The sequence below is a fragment of the Vibrio sp. A8-1 genome (assembly GCF_013048685.1).
Taxonomy (GTDB): Bacteria; Pseudomonadota; Gammaproteobacteria; order Enterobacterales; family Vibrionaceae; genus Vibrio; species Vibrio metschnikovii.
On the sequence record NZ_VHTC01000016.1, the window covers coordinates 64,512 to 83,316 of the forward strand.

16 protein-coding genes and 1 CRISPR repeat array are annotated in these 18,805 nt (G+C 45.5%); of the genes, 6 read left to right on the forward strand and 10 right to left on the reverse strand.

Annotation, left to right across the window (positions count from 1 at the left end):
* The first annotated feature begins 8 nt into the window (after positions 1 to 8).
* From FKN93_RS10420 to FKN93_RS10430, 3 genes are all read left to right on the forward strand, one after another.
* Entirely contained in the window at positions 9 to 1,031 is a 1,023-nt protein-coding gene (locus FKN93_RS10420) for an amino acid ABC transporter substrate-binding protein (protein WP_170905062.1), read from the forward strand.
* A gap of 241 nt (positions 1,032 to 1,272) precedes the next feature.
* Positions 1,273 to 1,932, forward strand: coding sequence for a Bax inhibitor-1/YccA family protein (locus FKN93_RS10425; RefSeq protein ID WP_040904274.1), 660 nt, complete (start codon positions 1,273 to 1,275; stop codon positions 1,930 to 1,932).
* Positions 1,933 to 2,058: 126 nt separating this feature from the next.
* Entirely contained in the window at positions 2,059 to 2,388 is a 330-nt protein-coding gene (locus FKN93_RS10430; protein ID WP_004395190.1) for a TusE/DsrC/DsvC family sulfur relay protein, read from the forward strand.
* 51 nt (positions 2,389 to 2,439) lie between these two features.
* Here the strand turns inward: FKN93_RS10430 and yccX are convergent, their stop codons facing one another.
* The gene (yccX, locus tag FKN93_RS10435; RefSeq protein WP_040904273.1) at positions 2,440 to 2,718 is read right to left on the reverse strand and encodes an acylphosphatase; all 279 of its coding nucleotides are present in this window, start codon (positions 2,716 to 2,718) and stop codon (positions 2,440 to 2,442) included.
* Between the two features lie 261 nt (positions 2,719 to 2,979).
* On the opposite strand from yccX, the gene FKN93_RS10440 reads away from it, so the two are divergent.
* The gene (locus FKN93_RS10440; protein ID WP_004395188.1) at positions 2,980 to 4,173 is read left to right on the forward strand and encodes a class I SAM-dependent methyltransferase; all 1,194 of its coding nucleotides are present in this window, start codon (positions 2,980 to 2,982) and stop codon (positions 4,171 to 4,173) included.
* A gap of 59 nt (positions 4,174 to 4,232) precedes the next feature.
* Here the strand turns inward: FKN93_RS10440 and FKN93_RS10445 are convergent, their stop codons facing one another.
* The 6 genes from FKN93_RS10445 to FKN93_RS10470 all read right to left on the reverse strand — a co-directional run bounded on the left by FKN93_RS10445 (position 4,233) and on the right by FKN93_RS10470 (position 13,115).
* Positions 4,233 to 5,225: a cytochrome d ubiquinol oxidase subunit II gene (locus FKN93_RS10445; protein WP_158143842.1), complete on the reverse strand. Its 993-nt coding sequence runs from the start codon at positions 5,223 to 5,225 to the stop codon at positions 4,233 to 4,235.
* Between the two features lie 2 nt (positions 5,226 to 5,227).
* Positions 5,228 to 6,562, reverse strand: a complete 1,335-nt coding sequence (locus tag FKN93_RS10450; RefSeq protein WP_004395186.1) for a cytochrome ubiquinol oxidase subunit I — start codon at positions 6,560 to 6,562, stop codon at positions 5,228 to 5,230.
* A gap of 279 nt (positions 6,563 to 6,841) precedes the next feature.
* Positions 6,842 to 8,197, reverse strand: a complete 1,356-nt coding sequence (locus FKN93_RS10455) for a DASH family cryptochrome (protein WP_170905063.1) — start codon at positions 8,195 to 8,197, stop codon at positions 6,842 to 6,844.
* Between the two features lie 126 nt (positions 8,198 to 8,323).
* The gene (locus FKN93_RS10460; protein ID WP_170905064.1) at positions 8,324 to 11,125 is read right to left on the reverse strand and encodes a TolB; all 2,802 of its coding nucleotides are present in this window, start codon (positions 11,123 to 11,125) and stop codon (positions 8,324 to 8,326) included.
* 171 nt (positions 11,126 to 11,296) lie between these two features.
* Positions 11,297 to 11,950: a hypothetical protein gene (locus tag FKN93_RS10465; protein ID WP_170905065.1), complete on the reverse strand. Its 654-nt coding sequence runs from the start codon at positions 11,948 to 11,950 to the stop codon at positions 11,297 to 11,299.
* The gene (locus tag FKN93_RS10470; RefSeq protein ID WP_158138508.1) at positions 11,943 to 13,115 is read right to left on the reverse strand and encodes a hypothetical protein; all 1,173 of its coding nucleotides are present in this window, start codon (positions 13,113 to 13,115) and stop codon (positions 11,943 to 11,945) included. The genes FKN93_RS10465 and FKN93_RS10470 overlap by 8 nt, the downstream gene beginning before the upstream one ends.
* Positions 13,116 to 13,285: 170 nt before the next feature.
* Between FKN93_RS10470 and FKN93_RS10475 the strand changes: the two genes are divergently transcribed.
* Entirely contained in the window at positions 13,286 to 13,984 is a 699-nt protein-coding gene (locus FKN93_RS10475; protein ID WP_154168041.1) for a response regulator, read from the forward strand.
* A 9-nt stretch (positions 13,985 to 13,993) separates the two neighbouring features.
* The gene (locus tag FKN93_RS10480; protein WP_170905066.1) at positions 13,994 to 15,283 is read left to right on the forward strand and encodes an ATP-binding protein; all 1,290 of its coding nucleotides are present in this window, start codon (positions 13,994 to 13,996) and stop codon (positions 15,281 to 15,283) included.
* A gap of 59 nt (positions 15,284 to 15,342) precedes the next feature.
* Here FKN93_RS10480 and FKN93_RS10485 read toward each other — a convergent pair whose 3' ends face one another.
* From FKN93_RS10485 to FKN93_RS10495, 3 genes are all read right to left on the reverse strand, one after another.
* Entirely contained in the window at positions 15,343 to 15,810 is a 468-nt protein-coding gene (locus FKN93_RS10485) for a DUF1456 family protein (protein ID WP_170905067.1), read from the reverse strand.
* A 98-nt stretch (positions 15,811 to 15,908) separates the two neighbouring features.
* On the reverse strand, positions 15,909 to 16,157 hold the full coding sequence (locus FKN93_RS10490) for a TIGR03643 family protein (RefSeq protein ID WP_170905068.1): 249 nt from the start codon (positions 16,155 to 16,157) through the stop codon (positions 15,909 to 15,911).
* A gap of 91 nt (positions 16,158 to 16,248) precedes the next feature.
* On the reverse strand, positions 16,249 to 18,009 hold the full coding sequence (locus FKN93_RS10495; protein WP_170905069.1) for an alpha-galactosidase: 1,761 nt from the start codon (positions 18,007 to 18,009) through the stop codon (positions 16,249 to 16,251).
* Between the two features lie 411 nt (positions 18,010 to 18,420).
* A CRISPR array of direct repeats spans positions 18,421 to 18,688; the repeat unit is 28 nt; unit sequence TTTCTAAGCTGCCTGTGCGGCAGTGAAC.
* Positions 18,689 to 18,805 lie beyond the last annotated feature (117 nt).

The window sequence follows — 18,805 nt, forward strand, 5'->3', positions numbered from 1 at the left end:
ATATTTCCATGGTGAATCGATTGGCTACTCTTGTTTGTGCGGTTTCATTATCGTTAACTACTCATCTCGCTTTTGCATCGCCAACAATCTTAGACCGCGTGTTAACCCAAGGAAAGCTAACCTGTGGCATCAGCACTGGTTTAGCAGGTTTTTCTGATGCCGATGCCAAAGGTCAATGGCAAGGTTTGGATGTGGACTATTGTCGCGCCCTCGCCGCCGCAGTATTAGGCGATAAAAATAAAGTAGAGTACGTGCCGTTAACGGCTCGCGAGCGCTTTAATGCTTTGCAATCGGGACAGGTCGATGTGCTTTCTCGCAATACTACATGGACATTTGAGCGAGATACCACCATGGGCTTAAACTTTGTCGGCGTTAATTTTTATGACGGCCAAGGATTTATGGTTACTAAAAAATCCGCCATAACCCAAGTAAGCCAGCTTAATAATCGCCCTATTTGCGTTCAATCAGAAACCACCACCAAATTGAATTTGGATGATTATTTTCGTCATCACGGCATGAGTTACCAACCCGTGGTGTTTGATACTGCAATACAAATTGCTCGCGCCTTCAATGCAGGACGTTGCGTTGCCATCACTGGCGATCAATCTGGGCTGTATGCCTTGCGACTGAACTTAGCGAAACCAGACTCAGCCATTATTCTACCAGAAGTCATTTCCAAAGAGCCGCTTGGCCCGGTGATTCGCGAAGGCGATGACCGCTGGTTAAATATCACTCGCTGGACACTCGCCGCGATGATTAATGCTGAAGAACTCGGGATTACCTCAGCCAACGTCGACCAACAGCGCAAATCAACCAACCCTGAAATCAGACGACTCCTCGGTGTTGAAGGAGAAATTGGACGTCCACTGGGCATTAATAACGATTGGGCTTATCAAATCATCAAACAAGTGGGCAACTACAGTGAAAGCTTTCAACGTAATGTCGGCGAAGACTCTCCTCTAGCCATTCCACGTGGACTGAATGCCCTTTGGAACGCCGGAGGAATTATGTACGCCCCACCAATACGCTAAAAGTTTCTTATTATTACGTCTATTTTAACGTAGAATAAGCGTTACCTATTCACAAGCGCGATCGCCCCGTTCTAGTATGAATAGCGAACACAAGTAATATCATGTTACAACTTGTTCACACTTAATTCGCGCTTTTTGATTATTATTCTCGTAAACAAAAATACAGATATGGGATTGAAATAGTGAACTTTTCACCCCATTACTGTCTACATAGTTAACTACACCTTCTATGAGGAAGAGTATGAACAGTCCAATGTATTCACGCACCTCGTCTTATGACAGTGCTCTACAAACCAACAAAGTGCTAAGAAACACCTATGCGCTACTCTCAATGACCTTATTATGGTCAGCGGTTGTCGCTGGCGTTTCTATGGCAATGAACCTACCACGCCCTGGCTTAATTCTTATGCTGGTCGGTTTTTATGGCCTGTTATTTTTAACTGAGAAAAACCGTAACAACAGCCTTGGCCTTGTGTTTACGTTCTTATTTACTGGCTTCTTAGGTTATACGATTGGTCCAATCCTCAATATGTACATCGGTGCAGGCATGGGCGATGTTATCCTCACCGCTTTAGGTGGTACGGCCTTAGCCTTTATGGGTGCATCAGCGTACGCGTTAACGACTAAGCGTGACCTCTCTTTCCTTGGTGGCGTACTGATGGCTGGCTTCGTTGTGCTGCTTATCGGTATTGTGGCAAATATTTTCCTACAAATGCCAATGCTGCACCTAGCAATGAGCGGAATGTTCGTGTTGTTTTCAACCGGTGTTATCTTGTTAACAACTCAGCAAATTGTTCGTGGTGGTGAGACTAACTACATCTCTGCGACCGTCAGCCTATACGTTTCAATCTACAACCTATTCATCAGCTTGTTGACGATTCTTGGCATCATGCGCGACTAATCGCAACACAACTGAAATAACATTACCCAAAGGCCCGAAAGCTTGCTTTCGGGCCTTTGTTTTCTCTTGAGCAAAAACCAAGCCTCCATTACCCTATGCGCACTTTTCAATTGGGGCGAGAAACTGATGTTCGACTATAACGGTAAAAGCATTGCAACCGATGCACAAGGGTATTTACTTGATCACACCCTTTGGGAAGAAGGAATGATAGAGATTCTAGCTAATGAAGAGGGGATCCTGTTGAGTGATGCGCACTTAGAAGTGATCCATTTTGTTCGTCAATTTTATGAAGAATACCAAACCTCTCCCGCGATTCGCATGCTAGTCAAGGCAATGGAAAAAGCCCACGGGCCGGAAAAAGGCAATAGTAAATACCTGTTTAAGCTGTTTCCTAAAGGTCCCGCTAAACAAGCAACAAAGCTCGCAGGCTTACCCAAACCCGCGAAGTGCTTATAAGCCCGACTAAACAGCCGAGGGCTGACAGTGAATCAGCCCTCTTTGAACTCGCTATAAAATTTGGAAATCCGATGGCACTGAATCGATAGTGACTTGACTGCGCATCACTTGTTCCACTCGTGCCGTTTTCGGCCCTTGTTGTAGCCATATAAAGAGCTGCTCAACGTGTTCTGATTGACCAACCGCCAGCACCTCAACCTCACCACTAGGAAGGTTTTTCGCATAACCGAGCACACTAAGCTTCGATGCCTGCAAGGCGGTATGGTAACGAAAGCCAACCCCTTGTACTCTTCCCGACACGATAAACTTATCGCTTATTACGTTATTCATACTTTCCTCCACGTCAAAGTCATCTCCAGTAGAGTATATCTCTCAGCGACTTGCCGTTGTAGGTAGATAAGCATTTGGTAACGCTATAGCGGGAAATGAAGCATCGTTATCTCATGAAGATCAATATAGCGATATGAGTACTGAGGATGAGCGTAGTTAATGCCGTAGCATTGATAAAGCAAAGGGATACTCTGATTTGCTTTTCACCCCAAGTTGCACGACAATGCCCGCCCATTTTTATTAATCTTTTTGAGTAGCGCAATGACTCCTGCAATCTATCTGGTCAAAGGTCGTGATAAATCTTTACGTCGTAAACATCCTTGGGTTTTTTCTCGTGGCATCAGCAAAGTTGAAGGCGATCCACAACTCGGTGAAACGGTCGATATTTACACGCATGATGGACAATGGTTAGCGAAAGCGGCTTACTCTCCCCACTCTCAAATTCGTGCTCGTGTATGGAGCTTTACCAATGAAAGCATTGATAATGATTTTTTTATCAAACGTATTCAGCAAGCTCAAAAACTGCGCGACGAATTGATTGAGCGTGACGGCGTCACTGGATATCGCCTGATTGCTGCGGAATCGGATGGCTTACCCGGTATAACGATTGATAAATATGATAACTATTTAGTCTGTCAGCTACTTAGTGCCGGTGCTGAATACCAAAAACCGCACTTGATCGCCGCACTTAAACACTGCTTTGCCGATTGTCATATTTATGAGCGTTCAGACGTTGCAGTGCGTAAGAAAGAAGGCTTAGAAGAGCGCGTTGGTGTATTGCACGGAGAAGTTCCACCAGAGGTGGTGGTGATTGAAGAAAATGGCATTAAAATCCGTGTTGATATAGTTGGCGGCCATAAAACGGGTTTTTATCTTGATCAACGCGATAGCCGTCAGCAATCGATGAAATACGTTAAAGATAAAGAGGTACTTAACTGCTTCTCTTACACCGGTGGCTTTGGGTTATACGCGTTAAAAGGTGGCGCTAAGCGGGTAATTAATGCCGATGTGTCACAGCCAGCACTCGATAATGCGAAAATGAATGCCGAGCTCAATGAATTTGATATCAGCAAAAAACGCGCGGTGTTTCTCAATGCGGATGTGTTCAAACTGCTGCGCGAGTACCGAGAGCAAGGCACGCAATTCGACGTAGTGATTATGGACCCACCTAAGTTTGCCGAGTCTAAAGCTCAGTTGAACGGCGCTTGTCGTGGCTACAAAGACATTAACATGTTGGCGATGCAAATTTTAAAACCTGGTGGCACCCTACTCACCTATTCGTGCTCGGGTTTGATGGATCAAGTCCTGTTTCAAAAAATCATTGCCGACGCAGCGCTGGATGCCGGTCGCGATGTGAAGTTTATCGAACGCTTCGAACAAGCCGCGGATCATCCCGTTGATACCGCATACCCAGAAGGTTTTTATCTGAAAGGCTTTGCCTGCAAGGTTATGTAAATACCATAAAATAACGGCCTCTTTCGAGGCCATTATTTTTCCAATACCACTACATGCGATTACTTGTAGCTTAAGTCTGTCGCCTTACCTTTAAAAATCCGATAGACAACAAAGGTATAAAGCAAGATCATTGGCATAACAATCACTACCCCAATCCCGACCACTAACAAGCTAGCAGTAGAAGCGGCTGATTCTTGCGCTGTCATCACACCGGGTACAACATCAGGAAAGAAGCTGTAAGCTAAACCAAGAAAGCTTAAAGCAAAAATCAACATTACCCCAAAGAATGGCCATTGAACGCCCATATCATTCTCTACCGGCACCCGTCTTAAATAACGATCAACCATAAAAATGGTTGCTAGCACTACCAATGGCACCGGAGCCAACAGTAACATCTCAGGAAAACTGAACCAACGCTCAGCCACCATCGGATTAAACAGTGGATTAACCACACTGACCGCTAAAATACCTAATGCCGCTAACCAGCCAGCTCGGCGAGACCAATATGCCGCGCGCTTTTGTAACTCACCCTCTGTTTTTAAGACTAGCCAAGCGCCACCAATGTACACGTAAGCCGCAGTGACACACAACGCGCTGAGCAGTGCAAAGGCGTACGCTTGAGTCGACTCTTCAAAACTCATCACATAGCGACCAATCATGTAGCCTTGAGTCAGTGCCGCGAGCAGTGAACCCGTTTTAAAGCACAAATCCCAATGATCTTTATGATCGGCTTTCGCTTTGGCGCGAAAATCGAACGCCACACCTCGCATAATCAAGGCGATCAGCATAATGGCGACAGGCATATAGAGTTCGGTAAGGATATAGCTATGAGCGGCAGGAAACGCGATTAATAAGATACCAATACCTAATACTAGCCACGTTTCATTAGCGTCCCAAAAAGGGCCAATCGAAGCGATCATTCGATCGCGTTGCTGCTCATTATTACGCGGTAACAAAATACCAACGCCTAAATCATAGCCATCAAGCACAGCATACATGAAGACACTAAAGCCCAGCAGTAATAGATAAATTTCAGGTAGATGTGTGATCATGCTTATACCTTTTGCTCATTAGTGGTTGCGGTTTCAGTCGGTGATGAAAACTGTCTGGCTAAATAAAACAGGGTATGGATATAAGCCACTAGCAAGACCGCATAAACAATTAAGTACATCACTAATGACGTGGCTACAGAGCTACTCGCCACCGTCGTTACCGCATCTGAGGTTCGTAATACCCCTTGAACTAACCAAGGCTGACGACCAATTTCTGTCACATACCAACCCGCTAAGGTTGCTACCCATCCTGAAAACGTCATCGCCACTAAAGTGTATAAGTAAGGTTTCGGTAGTGATTGTTGGCGTAGCAATCGCCAAGCACCGTACCAACTCACCAATAGCATCAACATCCCGACACCCACCATGATCCGAAAACCAAAGAATAAAGGCTTGACCGGAGGATGATCTGGCGCAAACTCATTTAAGCCCTGAATTTCACCATTTAAGTCATGGGTTAAAATGAAGCTCGCTAATTTAGGGATCCCGACTTCAAAATGATTACTGCGCGTGGTTTCATCGGGCCAAGCAAAAAGCAGTAATGGCGCACCTTGTTCAGTTTCCCACACCCCTTCCATCGCAGCGATTTTCGCAGGCTGATGTTCAAGCGTATTTAAACCGTGTAAATCACCGACCAAAATCTGCACCGGAATACCAACAGCGGCAAGAATAATCGCTACTTTCATGCCCACTTTGGCGGCGTTAAGTTGTGAATTACGCAGGTACTGATAAGCCGAGATCCCAGCAATAACAAAACTGGCTGTGAGTAACGAAGCAAGTAACATGTGGGCGAGACGATAAGGCATAGAAGGATTAAAAATCACTTCTTTCCAACTGGTCACATGTACTATGCCGTCAATCAGTTCATAACCCGTTGGCGTATGCATCCAACTATTAAGGACTAAAATCCAGAAGGCAGAGAGTGAGGTACCAATCGCAACCAGTACGGTGGCTAAGGTGTGTACCCATTCAGGAACACGACCCCGTCCAAACAACATCACACCAAGGAAGGTCGCTTCCATAAAGAAAGCGGTCATCACTTCATAACCGAGTAATGGTCCAGCAACATTACCGACTTTTTCCATAAAACCCGGCCAGTTGGTGCCAAATTGGAAACTCATGGTAATACCAGAAACAACCCCAAGAGCGAAGGTAAGCGCAAATACCTTGACCCAAAAATAGTACAAATCAAGCCATAATTGGGCTTGAGTACGAACAAAACGCCACTTGAAAAACACCATGATCCACGCTAACGCAATGGTGATGGTCGGAAATAAAATATGAAAACTAATATTGGCCGCAAACTGTATCCGCGACAACATGAGGGTATCTAACATCACGTATTCCTCAATCTAAAAAACCGCTAGGCAATGACACAACGATTATTAACTTACTTGTTAATTACGAGTCCCACTCCAATTTGGTTTACTCGTTGCTATTTTTATTGTGTTTTGCCATTGCCAATTAGGGTTAATAGCGATCGACTCGGTATAAAAACACAAATAAGTTTGATGTATATCAAACTTATTCATGATAACCGAGCCAAAAGGTGTGTCGAATCGATGAGAATGATGACAAAAAGTGAATGGCGCCACGCTTGAACAATAATCGTACGCTTATTGCGCTGGAGAGACAGGCCAATCAACCATATCAACAACATCAATGCTGTGCTGATCCGCTTCCCCCTGCCAATGACGAATAAAACTCAACTCAGGATCGTATAACGCAGTCTGCTTAGCCAAATCAAAGCGGCGATGACCGCGCGGGTCCGCGCCAACTCCCGCTAAATATTGCCAATTACCCCAATTACTGGCGACATCATAATCGATTAATTGTGATTGAAAATACTGCGCGCCATAGCGCCAATCGATGCTTAGCTCATGCACCAAACAACTGGCAACAAGCTGACGACTTCGATTAGACAGGTATCCTGTGGCTTTTAATTGCTTCATTGCCGCATTCACAATCGGATAAGGGGTTGTACCATTGATCCAACTGCGCATCCGTTGCGGATAGTAGCTGGTCAACGGCACTTGACCTTTGATACCTGAGAATTGAAATAATTGCGCCCCATATTTAAGGGCGTACCATTGAAAATATTCTCGCCACAACAATTCAAAATAAATCCAGTATGTCGACTCATTCGCTCCTCGTTGCGTTTCATAATCGTTAAGCCTTGCTAATAAACGGCCAATCGAGAGACAACCATTGGCAAGCCAAGACGAAAACTTCGTCGAAGACTCCCATTCATCTAACGCATTACGCGTTTGTTTATAAATCAATGGCGCATCGCTAGAAAAATAATCTTCAAGATGCTCTAAGGCAGCACTTTCACCGCCTCTCCACAGCGGCGAAGACCGCAACTCAAGATTGATGGATCTGATGGCGGTCGATAACCAAGAGCTCGACGATGGAAGAACACTGGGTGGCAAAGCCGTGATATCGCTATTCCACCGCGCTGATTGCGATGAATATCGACCGTCGAGTGATTCGACCTGTTTACGAAAAACAGAAAAAGAGTCAGGTAACGCCGCTAACGAAAACGGTAATTCGGCTTGCTCAAATAAACGATGAGTATTAAGAGAGACCACCGTTAATTGTGGGTAGCGTAAGCGTACTTCACGTAACGTTTGATGAATGGCAAAGTCGACAGATTCAGACACATACAAATGATTGGCTTCGGTCAGTTCAATAAACTGGCAAAGCTGCGATACCGCCTCTCCGGTGGCTATCTGTAATGATTGACCGAGCGTTTGCAATTTTGCATCCAAATCCGCCAAGCTCTCTAGTAAAAACCGCTGCTTGGCCAAGCCATTACTGGCCACAACTTGAAAACGTTGATCTAAAGGCGTTAACGAAGGGATCAGATAACAGCAAGTCAACTGGTGACTATTTTGCGCGGCTTGAGCCAATAATGGGTTATCTGAAATCCGTAAGTCATTGGTAAACCAATAAAGAGAGCGTATGGACATAAAAAGTAACCGATGATTAAATTTTATTTTGATACGTAAATCGAGGGATTATCGATCGATTCAGCAATAAAAAAGGGCAGAAATCATTCTGCCCTTTTTACAACCGATAATAATAGTGGTGCGCGTTTAAAACTCAGCCGCGAGCTTAATGTACACTTCATCTTTGCCTAGCTTACTGTCTAAGCCATGAGCATATCCAATATGAATCGGTAACGCATTACCATACAAAACGATCGCATCGATTTGTAACTCAGCACCGATGCCCGTTAATGCACTGTAGCTTTGCTGAGAATTCCAACTGGAACCAGAATCAACAAATGCGGTCGCAGAAATGTCACCTAAACCAATCGGCCATAAGCCCCAGTTTCGCTCAGCGCGATATAGCAAACGGCTTAGCTCAATACTTTGTGTGGCATATTGCTGGCCCACTTGCGCCGCAGAACCATAACCGCGTAGTTTAAGTTCATTTCGGCCATAAAGTTGTGCTTCGTCACCCGTATAACCACCAAGTTCAAAAGGTTTAGCTTGAGCATCGGCATAACCGGCGGCCAAATGCGTTGTTAAGCGTAAACGTCCGGGTAAATCCCAGTTCGCCTGCCACTGTGCTTGCCACTTCTGTCCTGAGTAGTCACCGTCAATATTGGTTTCCCACACTAAGTCAGCGTAATGTCCCCAAGCGTAACCGGGGATATTCAACAAGTCTTCACGATTATCCCATTGAATCGCACCACCGGCCAGCCATTCATTACTCGCGTCCGCATAGTGAGAACCTTGAGGAGATTTAACCAGCGCTTCTTTCTGCCAATACGTTCCGACGCCAACGTTTAAGTGGTCATCAAACGCATGCCATAAATGGTTACGCTGCAGTGTGAAATCATCCTGACGAACAATCCGATCGTCTTTACCCGTTAATGCGTTAAATTTAAACTCATGTTCACGACTTAATGTCGCTTGCCAGCGGTTATCGTATTGATAGCCAAGTTGATAAGCAGCAAACGCATTTTTACTGTCCCATGCCGCCATGATCTCATATTGGTGGCGACCCAATACATCGGAGCCACTAGTAGCAACACCAAATAACGATTGATTATCATCAGACTGCCATACCGGCACCCAATAACGTGGCGCTAACGTCGATAATGGCGAGTATCCTGTTGGCTGACTTTTCTCTGTAGCAGTAATCGTGGCTATCGGAGCCGCATTCACGGTGTTGGCCACCGGTAGCGTCGATAGCGGTATATCGGCAAGTCCTTGCGGATTCTCTATACGACGCAGATGGTAACCATCATGCTCATACGCTTGATAAACAATCCCTTCAGGCCCCGATTGCGGTGAAAATGCACCGCCGATTTCTGCGGTTAATTGTTCAACGATATTGGTTTGCAAATCAAGACGATAAATCTGATAACGCCCAGTATAATCGGCACTGAACAGTAAATCGCCTTGCTCAGTAAAGCTCAATTGATGTTCAGTAGCGGCGGTTTCAGTGACCGCCATCCAGCTTTGCGTTGGCTGATCAAAACGCATAATATTCCACGACTGAAAAGGCGCTTTCACTGTGGCATAAATATCACCGTTTGGTGACACGGCCATATCGCCTAATACCCAATTGGCTTCACCCTGCCACAACTGAGTTTGCTTGCCGTTTAATTCGATTTGCCATAACTCAGCCAGACCTTGCTGATGACGGACCGCAAAAATGCTTTGCCCATCGTTACTCCAGCGTGCTTGCACAAAGCGTTGCTGCTCAGTTAAACGCTGCCACTGACCATCAACATAACGATACAGATCATTAAAAACACGCCCATCAACATACGAATTGATCTGCGAAACCACTAGCCCTTGCGTCGGATGCGAGTCGATACTGGTTAAGCTTTTGGTACTGACCAGACTTTGCCATTGACCATGCTTAGCATCCCATTGAGCAAGGTTAGCGCGATCGTCGCCATTTCGACGCCAAGCGAGCAACGTGTCATTGTCATGGGCTAACAAATACTCAAATGGCTGAGCATCGAGTTCATGGTAAGTGAACGCCTCATTCGAAGTCAGTTGATCGGCAAACTGCGTGTTCAAATCGGCACGAAACTCTTCCCAAAGCGCGAAAAAGTCTTTCCCAAAAATGTGTCTAGCACTGAGATTTAAGAAAAGTCCCGGAACCAAATAGCCACTGTAATCGGTTAAAAAGGCCTGAACAGACTCTTCACCATAGGTTTTGGCTAGATACTGAACAAAATAAGCACCATACAAATAGTTACTGCCAAAGGGCAAACGCTTATTCGCCACCACCACTTGTTCAATATCGGCTAACTCACCACTCGCCACTTCCATACGCATCTGCATTGCAAAGTGACTGTTGTGTAATCGACCCACACCATGATCGTTTTGGCTTTCCATATAGACAGCCAAACCTTCCAATAGCATCGAGGGGGTAAGAGCATGTGGGAATAAAAGAGGATGACGGCCGACAATGCCTCGTCCAATGGTAACAGCACCATCATTCATTTCCATATGGATAATATGGGTATATTCATGACGGATCAATAAATGCAGCCACTCATCATTACCTTCTAAGCCATTCACATCGCTAGGTGGATTGATGATCAGACGTATCTGTGCGTAAGGCAGTGGCGTAGCCCATCCGTTAGAGTAATCATAATCATCGACTACGGTGAGATGCGTTTTCTCGCTGGGCATTTGTGCAAACTGAGACGCGAGCTCTTGATGAACCTGCTCAGCAATATCTAATACACGTGCTGCACTACTGGCGAGTTCACTACGAAAATGGACCACAAAATGCGCAGATTGCTGTGTTTGCCAAACCTGCCCCGCTTGATCCCAAGCGACGGGCTCCGCTAACACGTGAGGGGAGTGAAGCCCAAGGCAAGCCATCAAGCCCATAATCGGAGAAAGTGCCAATGTTTTCGACATAGTAAACAGCGATCCTATTAGTGATTAACAGTATTTATTATAAAGATAAACATCAAAATCATTCAGTCATGAAATGTATGGTTTTGTCTGAATCTAACCCCATAAGCAAGTGCATTAACACCGATTGACCTCAATGACAAAGTATGCGGGATGAATCGTGGTAAAGGATGATTACCAAAACAGATAACGTACACTCCAAGTCAGCACTGGCTCGGTGAAATTCCTATCGACTTGATGATTAACGCCAACCTCCACCGAGCTCACCCAATCGGATAAAAACGGCGTTTCCCATTCAACACTGATGCCGACATCACGCCAAGTCCCAGAGACATGACGTAACGCTTGATTATGTTTGTCGGCATAGCGAGACCAGCCATTGATACTCCACTCATCATTAAGTCGATAGGAGCCATCAATCAACCACTGTGATCCGACAGCATTTGACCAATCTTTCTGCCATGCTAATGAGGCCGACAGTGATTCAGTAAATAAATACCCGATACGCAAACTTGAACCAATTCGTGATGAGCCCTGCTCTTCGCTCAATAAGACTGGGCCAACGGTAAAATAAGCCTTGTCCCAATAAGGCATAGATAAAGCCAGCCCCGCTTCACCTCCCTGAGCAAAAAACAGTCCAAACTCCGTCTCTTTTTCGTAAGCAATGCTCGGTGACCACTCCCATTTGGTTGAGGAACTCACCGCAGGGCTATCAATACCAAAACTGGCCCCAAGGCTAAACTCATCACAACGCACAACGCCGACCCATAGGGTCAGCGTGAGCACGATGATAGCTTGGTAAGCGAGAATCATCGTTGGATTAAGCATCCGATAACCTCTTCTTACGGTAAACGTCTTTCCACATCTGATCTTGATGATCGCCCATCAGATGGCAAATAATGCCCGAACGCTTGAACAGATAAATGATGCCAACCGATAATGAACATAGAGTAAAGATCAGCAAGAAATTATTGGGTAAAGTCGTTCCCATCTTCGCTGAAGCCCAAGTAAGCAACGGACCCCATAAGAAGATAAAAATCGACTTATGGAAGATAAACACAGTTAATGAGTACATGCCAATCCAATTGAGTGGTCTCCAGCTTAAGCGAATTCCCGCTTGATGCAGTGTTAAAATTAAACCAATCACTAAAAATTCCGTGCCCCAAATCCCGAGACGACCAATGGTATCTTCTGCTAAGGCATGCTCTTCCGCATAGACATCATGCAAATCAATCGTCGCGGCTTGACCATTCAAGAAATAAAGCGATAAAGCCACCAGCGCAATACCCAATACCAGTTTATTCAGCGCATCACGTTTTTCAGCGTAATGATGCCACACCCACCCGTAGAGGAAACCAAAACACCCACTGGCCATAAACAGATCTAACCGCGCATCCAACTCATAACCGGGATGAACATGGGTTTGCATCCATAGTTCAGCATGCTCTAGTAATGATGTCACACCCAACTGACTGACGATGGTACTCAATACGGTCAGCACCAACATGCCGCGAATACCAAAAAAGGCGTAAACAATAGAGAAAAAAGCCAGTAACGTCATCCATAGCATGACCGGATAAAATGAAATTGCCTCACCAAAGTTAGGCGCAATAATAAAACCTTCAATGTACAACACAAAAATAATGCTCAAAAACAGAGCCAGTTTTTTCACCAGCGTTGCCCGCATATGCTCAGATGAACGCGCCGAAAGATTAAAGGCCGCTAACGCTAAATAGACTTGACTCACCCAAGGAATCAACCATGCTGAGACTTGTCCGGTAAAACTGTCCATCGGGACAAGTTGCCCCAACATTGGTAAGTGTGAACGATATAATGTCTCATAAAAATCGCTCTCTTTAGGGAAAAAATCCACATACCAATAGTTTAAATACCCCGTATAATGTTCAAAGATGGCCATAAAAATAACCAAGCCGCGTAAAAAGTCGAGGCCGACTAAACGCGTACGGTTTTCATAGGGTTGTATAGAATTCATGGGATGATACTCGTACTATTAACGTATTGGCCCGAACTATAGTTACTTACTTTTTGTGACACAACTCATGTTTTGTACGCGTATGTATGCAAGCCGTACACAGCACCACGTAATGTACCGTTTTGTCCGCCCCTATTGTATCCACTCTATTTTTAACTGATGATTCGCTTATGAAAATTGTACTTATCGAAGACGATGTAAAGCTAGCAGAGCTCCTGACTAGCTATTTAGAAAATAATGAGTTTGAGGTTCATCTGGCTCATGATGGCCTACAAGCCAGCGCGTTGATTTTGCAAGTTCAGCCAGATTTAGTGATTCTCGACCTGATGCTACCCGGTTTAGACGGCTTATCGATTTGCCGAGAGATTCGTAACGACTACAAAGGGAAAATTGTCTTTTTAACCGCCAGTGATGATGATATCGACCATGTCGCCGCCCTTGAGCTAGGCGCCGATGACTTTGTTAATAAGCCGATTAAACCTCGGGTATTATTGGCGAGAATCCGCATGCTATTACGTCGCCAGCAACAAACCGAGTTAGCGCATCCAGACAACGATCATCAGCTTCATTTTGGGCAGCTCAGTATCAACCATAAGCTTCGTCAATGCTCTCTCTCTGGTGAAGATATTGTACTTACCGACAGTGAATTTGACCTTTTGTGGTTACTGGCTAGCCATGCTGAGCAAGTGCTGTCACGCGAGTATTTAGTCAAAGAAACCCGTGGTATTGAGTACGATGGTCTTGATAGAACCATCGACAATAAAGTGGCCATTTTACGCCGTAAACTTGGCGACAGCTCATCGGTCCCAAAGCGTATCTTAACCTTGCGTGGTAAAGGTTATTTATTTGTCCCAGAAAGTTGGTCATAAAGGGAGACTATGAAACGTCTTTATTTAGAGCTTTATCTCGCTCTAGTCGGTATTTTTATGTTTACTCTAGTGAGTTATGTCAGCATTAATGACTGGCTCTCTCCTGATCTTGACTTAGTCGCACGCAGTCAGCAAATTCAAAGCAGCCTTGAGCTTTTAGAATTTGTCGCCGATCAGCATGGGGTTGACGTTGCCAAAGAAAAACTGCAAGCCATTGCCGATGCAAACTGGCTAGTCATTGACGCGCTGCCCGAAAACTCCCCTTTACTGACCCCTCAAGTTAGAGAGCGACTAGCCAATCATGGGGTGTTTACCACCGACGACGATGGATCTATATTTACCTTTAATCCAACCGATACCATCTATCATATCTATCGCGATCCAGAAGCTGAGATTTGGATTGCCTCAGAGATCGAAGATTGGGTTTTTGTCCTGGTTTTAATGGGTTGCTTTGCCGTGTACAGCATGGTGATGATGAAGCTATTTATGTGGCGATTCAAACACCTCGAACAAGTAACGCAAGCCTTAGCCAAAGGTGACTTAAGCATTCGAGCAAAAGAGACGGGATCAATGAGATTGGGAACGCTTAACCGCAGCTTTAATGCTATGGCAGATAAAATCTCTCATCTGATTGAAAGTCATAAAATGCTCACCAACGCGATTGCCCATGAGGTGCGCACCCCGCTGTTTCGGATTCAGTGCCAGCTTGATATGCTGCAAGATATGCCAGAAAAAAAGGATAAATACATTGCTGGCATCGAAGATGACATCCACGAACTCGAAGAGATGATTAACGAGCTGCTTAGCTTAGGTAAAATGGAAACGACGCCATTAACCTTCATTAGCCTCGACCTAGCGCAATGGCTGCCAACGCAAATCGAAAAATGGCAAATCGAGTCGCCAGTAACCATTGAATTGCAAGCGCCACAGCAATGGCCAACGCCACTAGTCGATAGTAATTTATTGAATCGTGCCATTTCTAATGTCGTACGCAATGCTTCTCGCTATGCCAAGCAGCAAGTAAAAATCAGTGTCAGTTGTGATGATATTGATTGGACAGTGACGATTGAAGACGATGGTCCCGGGATCCCGGAAACCCATTGGCCACATATTTTTAAACCGTTTTATCGAGTCGGATCGGCGCGAGATAAGGCCAGTGGTGGTTTTGGATTAGGATTAGCGATTGCTGAACAAATCGCCCGTCAACATCATGGGCATTTGATAGTAACCTCGAGCTCGAGTTTGGGTGGGGCCTGTTTTAAGTTCACCCTACCGCTCGATATCAGTGAAGAGAGATAACAATATCGTGAGAAGGGATCGCTTCTCACGATGTTCACGACACTATTGTTAGCTTACGGTTACTCTGTAACGGCTGGCGTGTGATGTTCAACAGCCTGTAAAAACTGACGTAACGTTGCATCACTGCACTCTCGGTAATGCTTATTACCCGGCTTACGGAAAAAAGCGCCGATTTCGTTTTTACTCAGCTCAACCCCAACCTGCTGAAAAAGAGTCAGTAAATCATCAGCTTGCAAATTTAACGCAATACGCAGTTTCTGAAACACCATATTATTATTCAAATTCGCTTCTGGCTTTGCCGCTTCCCCTTCACGCTTGCCGCGTTTGAGGTTAATCAAACCATTTAAAAAACTCGCTAATTGCGGATCACTCAGTTCAGCAAACTCAGGGGCTTGCGGTTTGCTCAGCCAAGAGGCTAATTGTGCTGGTGTTGTCTCGTTATCCGCGAGATGAAAAATCTCTAATAAAGTTTGGTCGTTAAAAGCAAACGTCGTGTGCAAAGCGCAGAAAATATCATTATTGGTCAAAGTTTTTCCTAGTCTTAGGTACTCCAGCGCTATCAACTTGATCGCTGGCAGGTCGTCACTTTAGCAGACCTGACCAGGATCCCCAATCAATAAACCCGTTAACGAGGTTTATATTGAGTCGGGCAGTAACCGCGATCAACTTCAGGTGGACGTAATTTAAGGTGCTTGGTTTCTCTGCCACTGACTCTCTTTCGCCACAAGTTAAAACTACGTGTGGTTAGATGCCTGCGCATAAAACGAATCACCTGTGGTTCAGTTAAACCAAATTGGTGAAAAATAGCTTCAAATGGCGTTCGATCTTCCCATGCCATTTCAATAATTCTTGATTGCTCATCAACAGAAAACATACGCTGGTACTCTTCCTTTTATAAACACACCCAGCGTAATACGTAACCGAAAGTAGGATAGATGCGTCTCCATCATAAAAAATTTCGGTTATTATTCTCGATACGATGAGTGTGTTCTCTCTGTCGAGGCGACGATAGCTCGGCTGGTTAATCCTCCCGCCAATGACACATCCAACACCTGAGCCGGCTGCTGAGCAAGTTTTTCGCCACTCCAATAGTCATACCAATCGACCGGTTGGGTAGCGGTCAAGGTATAATGCTGTGAGGTAGCTTGATCGTTAAATAAACAGTGCAACTCATGATTAGGGCTTAAAGCCAATCGCCAATGATTAAGTGCTAAAGACGTTGGCGTCGACGTCTCTTGAGTCTGATGTTGGCGAGCGATCAATTGCTGAAGACTGCTCTTAGCAAAAGGCGTTAACTCGGTGAGCGGATCACCTGAAAGCAGTACCCCTCCACAAGCAAGTAGTACATTACGATGAAATTCATAACTGGCGAGATCGGTAGCCTGATCGGCTAACGACACCAAGGTGGCACAGTCGGGATCGATTTGCCATAACTGACGATGTTGCCAACTGCGATAAAAGGTTTCTTTAGCGATTTGCGCAAAACGTTGACGACGACGTTCGACATCATCAGACACTCGCATCGCATCCACCAAACCGAGTGATGGCCACATCGGCGCATTACAACCCAATAACCAAGCCTCTCCGGCTCCTTGGGCTATCGCTTGCATGCCCATCCGATAAGCCTCAACCCCAGTAACGCCTGATTGGTAACGAAAACCTTTTAGGGTTCCCCAATAATTGGCATCCAGTTTAAACAGTTCAACCCCCCACTCTTCTCGCATGGTTTTTATTACATGAGTTAAATAAGCCTGAGCTTGTGGATGAGAGCCATCTAACACATACCAAGGCGTGCAACGCCATCCGCCGTAGGTCACATCTTCGGCTTTTAGAGGCTGTCCTTGGTGATTTTTAACAAACCAGTCAGGGTGTTGCTGAAACAAAGCCGATTCAGGCTGAGCAATAAACGGAGCCAGCCAGATTGCTGGTTTTTTACCCGCCGCTTTAATACTCTGGAGCAGCGTTTTTACACCACCGGAAAATTTCTCTGATGGCGTCAACCAATCGCCCATAAAAGCTTGGTATCCGTCATCCAGTAATACCCACTCGACCTCCGCCAACTCGCCTTGCATGGCCGCAAGGTTAGCGCGAATATGCTGCTCATTAACTTCCGCATAATAGGCATACCACGAACACCACCCGATCGGCGCAGGCTGAGTCACACCGTCACGTGATCGATGATGGCGTTGAATGGCGTGCGCATACTGTTGGTAGATCTCGGCTAGCGATGAGTGTTGCAATACGATAAGTGATTCTAAACGGTGATTGGGCCAATCACTCGGCAGGGTTTGCTCTCCATCGATGGCGGCAATCAGATACGTGGTTTCTTCTTCCACCACTAACTCAAAATAGCCCGCAAACCGTTGGCAAGAGGTAAAGCCAACGAGCTGATATTGGTCTTTATCTTCAATCACTAGGTAGTTGTAGTAGCGTTTATTGGCATGAGAAGCATAAAGTCGATAACTCTGGTCATTATCGGGGCAACGACCCACATCTAGCGGATGACTCACCGTACCCGCCGTTTGCGCCAACATTTGAAAGCCATCGCCAATGACTCGGGCATGGGGATCACTCTTTAGCGCCATCCGAAATAGGACATAGCGATCGCTGATGGGCACCGAGTCGCGTCCTAAATAAGAAAAATGCAATTCATTGTCTTGTAATACGACGTTTAACTCTGATGAGAGATCAATCTCTCGCTGGCAAGGTAACGTTAGGGAGCTCATGTATTCCACCACTCACATCAATCATACAACGTAGTGTCTAAGGAATTAGGCGCACATATTGTTAAGAAACTCACGTTTGCTTGTAATCACGGTGAATAATCGAATATTCAAAGCGTCAAGCATCATTGCCGTCAAGGTGGGAGTCTATGCTGACTAATTGTATTTAGTGGATCAGTTTTCGATGATCGCTACACCTTCATTTCCCTGCCTCACAGCAGTAGCAAGCAAAACATGACGGGGATCTATGGAGATCATATCCCAAAACCACACAAAACCGTCATTCCCGCGTAGGCGGGAATCTATGCGCAGTATCAGTAAACGGTGACCATTGATCGCTCACTTAAGCACTTGGCATCTGTTGCAGAATGGATCCCCGCCTTCGCGGGGATGACTGGTGAGCGTGTAATGGTTTTTCTAAGCTGCCTGTGCGGCAGTGAACAGACTGCCGCAGAAATGCGTGCGTACGTGCAATTTCTAAGCTGCCTGTGCGGCAGTGAACAATGCATGGTGAACCAGTGAAGAAGAACAAGCTTTCTAAGCTGCCTGTGCGGCAGTGAACTATGTCAGTAGGGTTAAAATGGCTCTATGAAATTTCTAAGCTGCCTGTGCGGCAGTGAACCAAGAGACGGGGATTTCCCTGAAACGATAAACTTTCTAAGCTGCCTGTGCGGTAAGTGTTCACCAAGCCCCTATTGACAGAAAAAGTGTGACACTCAGCACTTGATCCACTTTTTACTATTGAGTGATCATTCCAGTGCTTCATCCTGTTTGTTATGAGCAGAAAGAAAGCCCCTAA

What these genes read in the sequence shown, in the direction of transcription:
- FKN93_RS10420 (WP_170905062.1), top strand. Translation starts at nt 9, where the DNA reads ATGGTGAATCGATTGGCTACTCTTGTTTGTGCGGTTTCATTATCGTTA.
- FKN93_RS10425 (WP_040904274.1), top strand. Translation starts at nt 1,273, where the DNA reads ATGAACAGTCCAATGTATTCACGCACCTCGTCTTATGACAGTGCTCTA.
- FKN93_RS10430 (WP_004395190.1), top strand. Translation starts at nt 2,059, where the DNA reads ATGTTCGACTATAACGGTAAAAGCATTGCAACCGATGCACAAGGGTAT.
- yccX (WP_040904273.1), bottom strand. Translation starts at nt 2,718, where the DNA reads ATGAATAACGTAATAAGCGATAAGTTTATCGTGTCGGGAAGAGTACAA.
- FKN93_RS10440 (WP_004395188.1), top strand. Translation starts at nt 2,980, where the DNA reads ATGACTCCTGCAATCTATCTGGTCAAAGGTCGTGATAAATCTTTACGT.
- FKN93_RS10445 (WP_158143842.1), bottom strand. Translation starts at nt 5,225, where the DNA reads ATGATCACACATCTACCTGAAATTTATCTATTACTGCTGGGCTTTAGT.
- FKN93_RS10450 (WP_004395186.1), bottom strand. Translation starts at nt 6,562, where the DNA reads ATGTTAGATACCCTCATGTTGTCGCGGATACAGTTTGCGGCCAATATT.
- FKN93_RS10455 (WP_170905063.1), bottom strand. Translation starts at nt 8,197, where the DNA reads ATGTCCATACGCTCTCTTTATTGGTTTACCAATGACTTACGGATTTCA.
- FKN93_RS10460 (WP_170905064.1), bottom strand. Translation starts at nt 11,125, where the DNA reads ATGTCGAAAACATTGGCACTTTCTCCGATTATGGGCTTGATGGCTTGC.
- FKN93_RS10465 (WP_170905065.1), bottom strand. Translation starts at nt 11,950, where the DNA reads ATGCTTAATCCAACGATGATTCTCGCTTACCAAGCTATCATCGTGCTC.
- FKN93_RS10470 (WP_158138508.1), bottom strand. Translation starts at nt 13,115, where the DNA reads ATGAATTCTATACAACCCTATGAAAACCGTACGCGTTTAGTCGGCCTC.
- FKN93_RS10475 (WP_154168041.1), top strand. Translation starts at nt 13,286, where the DNA reads ATGAAAATTGTACTTATCGAAGACGATGTAAAGCTAGCAGAGCTCCTG.
- FKN93_RS10480 (WP_170905066.1), top strand. Translation starts at nt 13,994, where the DNA reads ATGAAACGTCTTTATTTAGAGCTTTATCTCGCTCTAGTCGGTATTTTT.
- FKN93_RS10490 (WP_170905068.1), bottom strand. Translation starts at nt 16,157, where the DNA reads ATGTTTTCTGTTGATGAGCAATCAAGAATTATTGAAATGGCATGGGAA.
- FKN93_RS10495 (WP_170905069.1), bottom strand. Translation starts at nt 18,009, where the DNA reads ATGAGCTCCCTAACGTTACCTTGCCAGCGAGAGATTGATCTCTCATCA.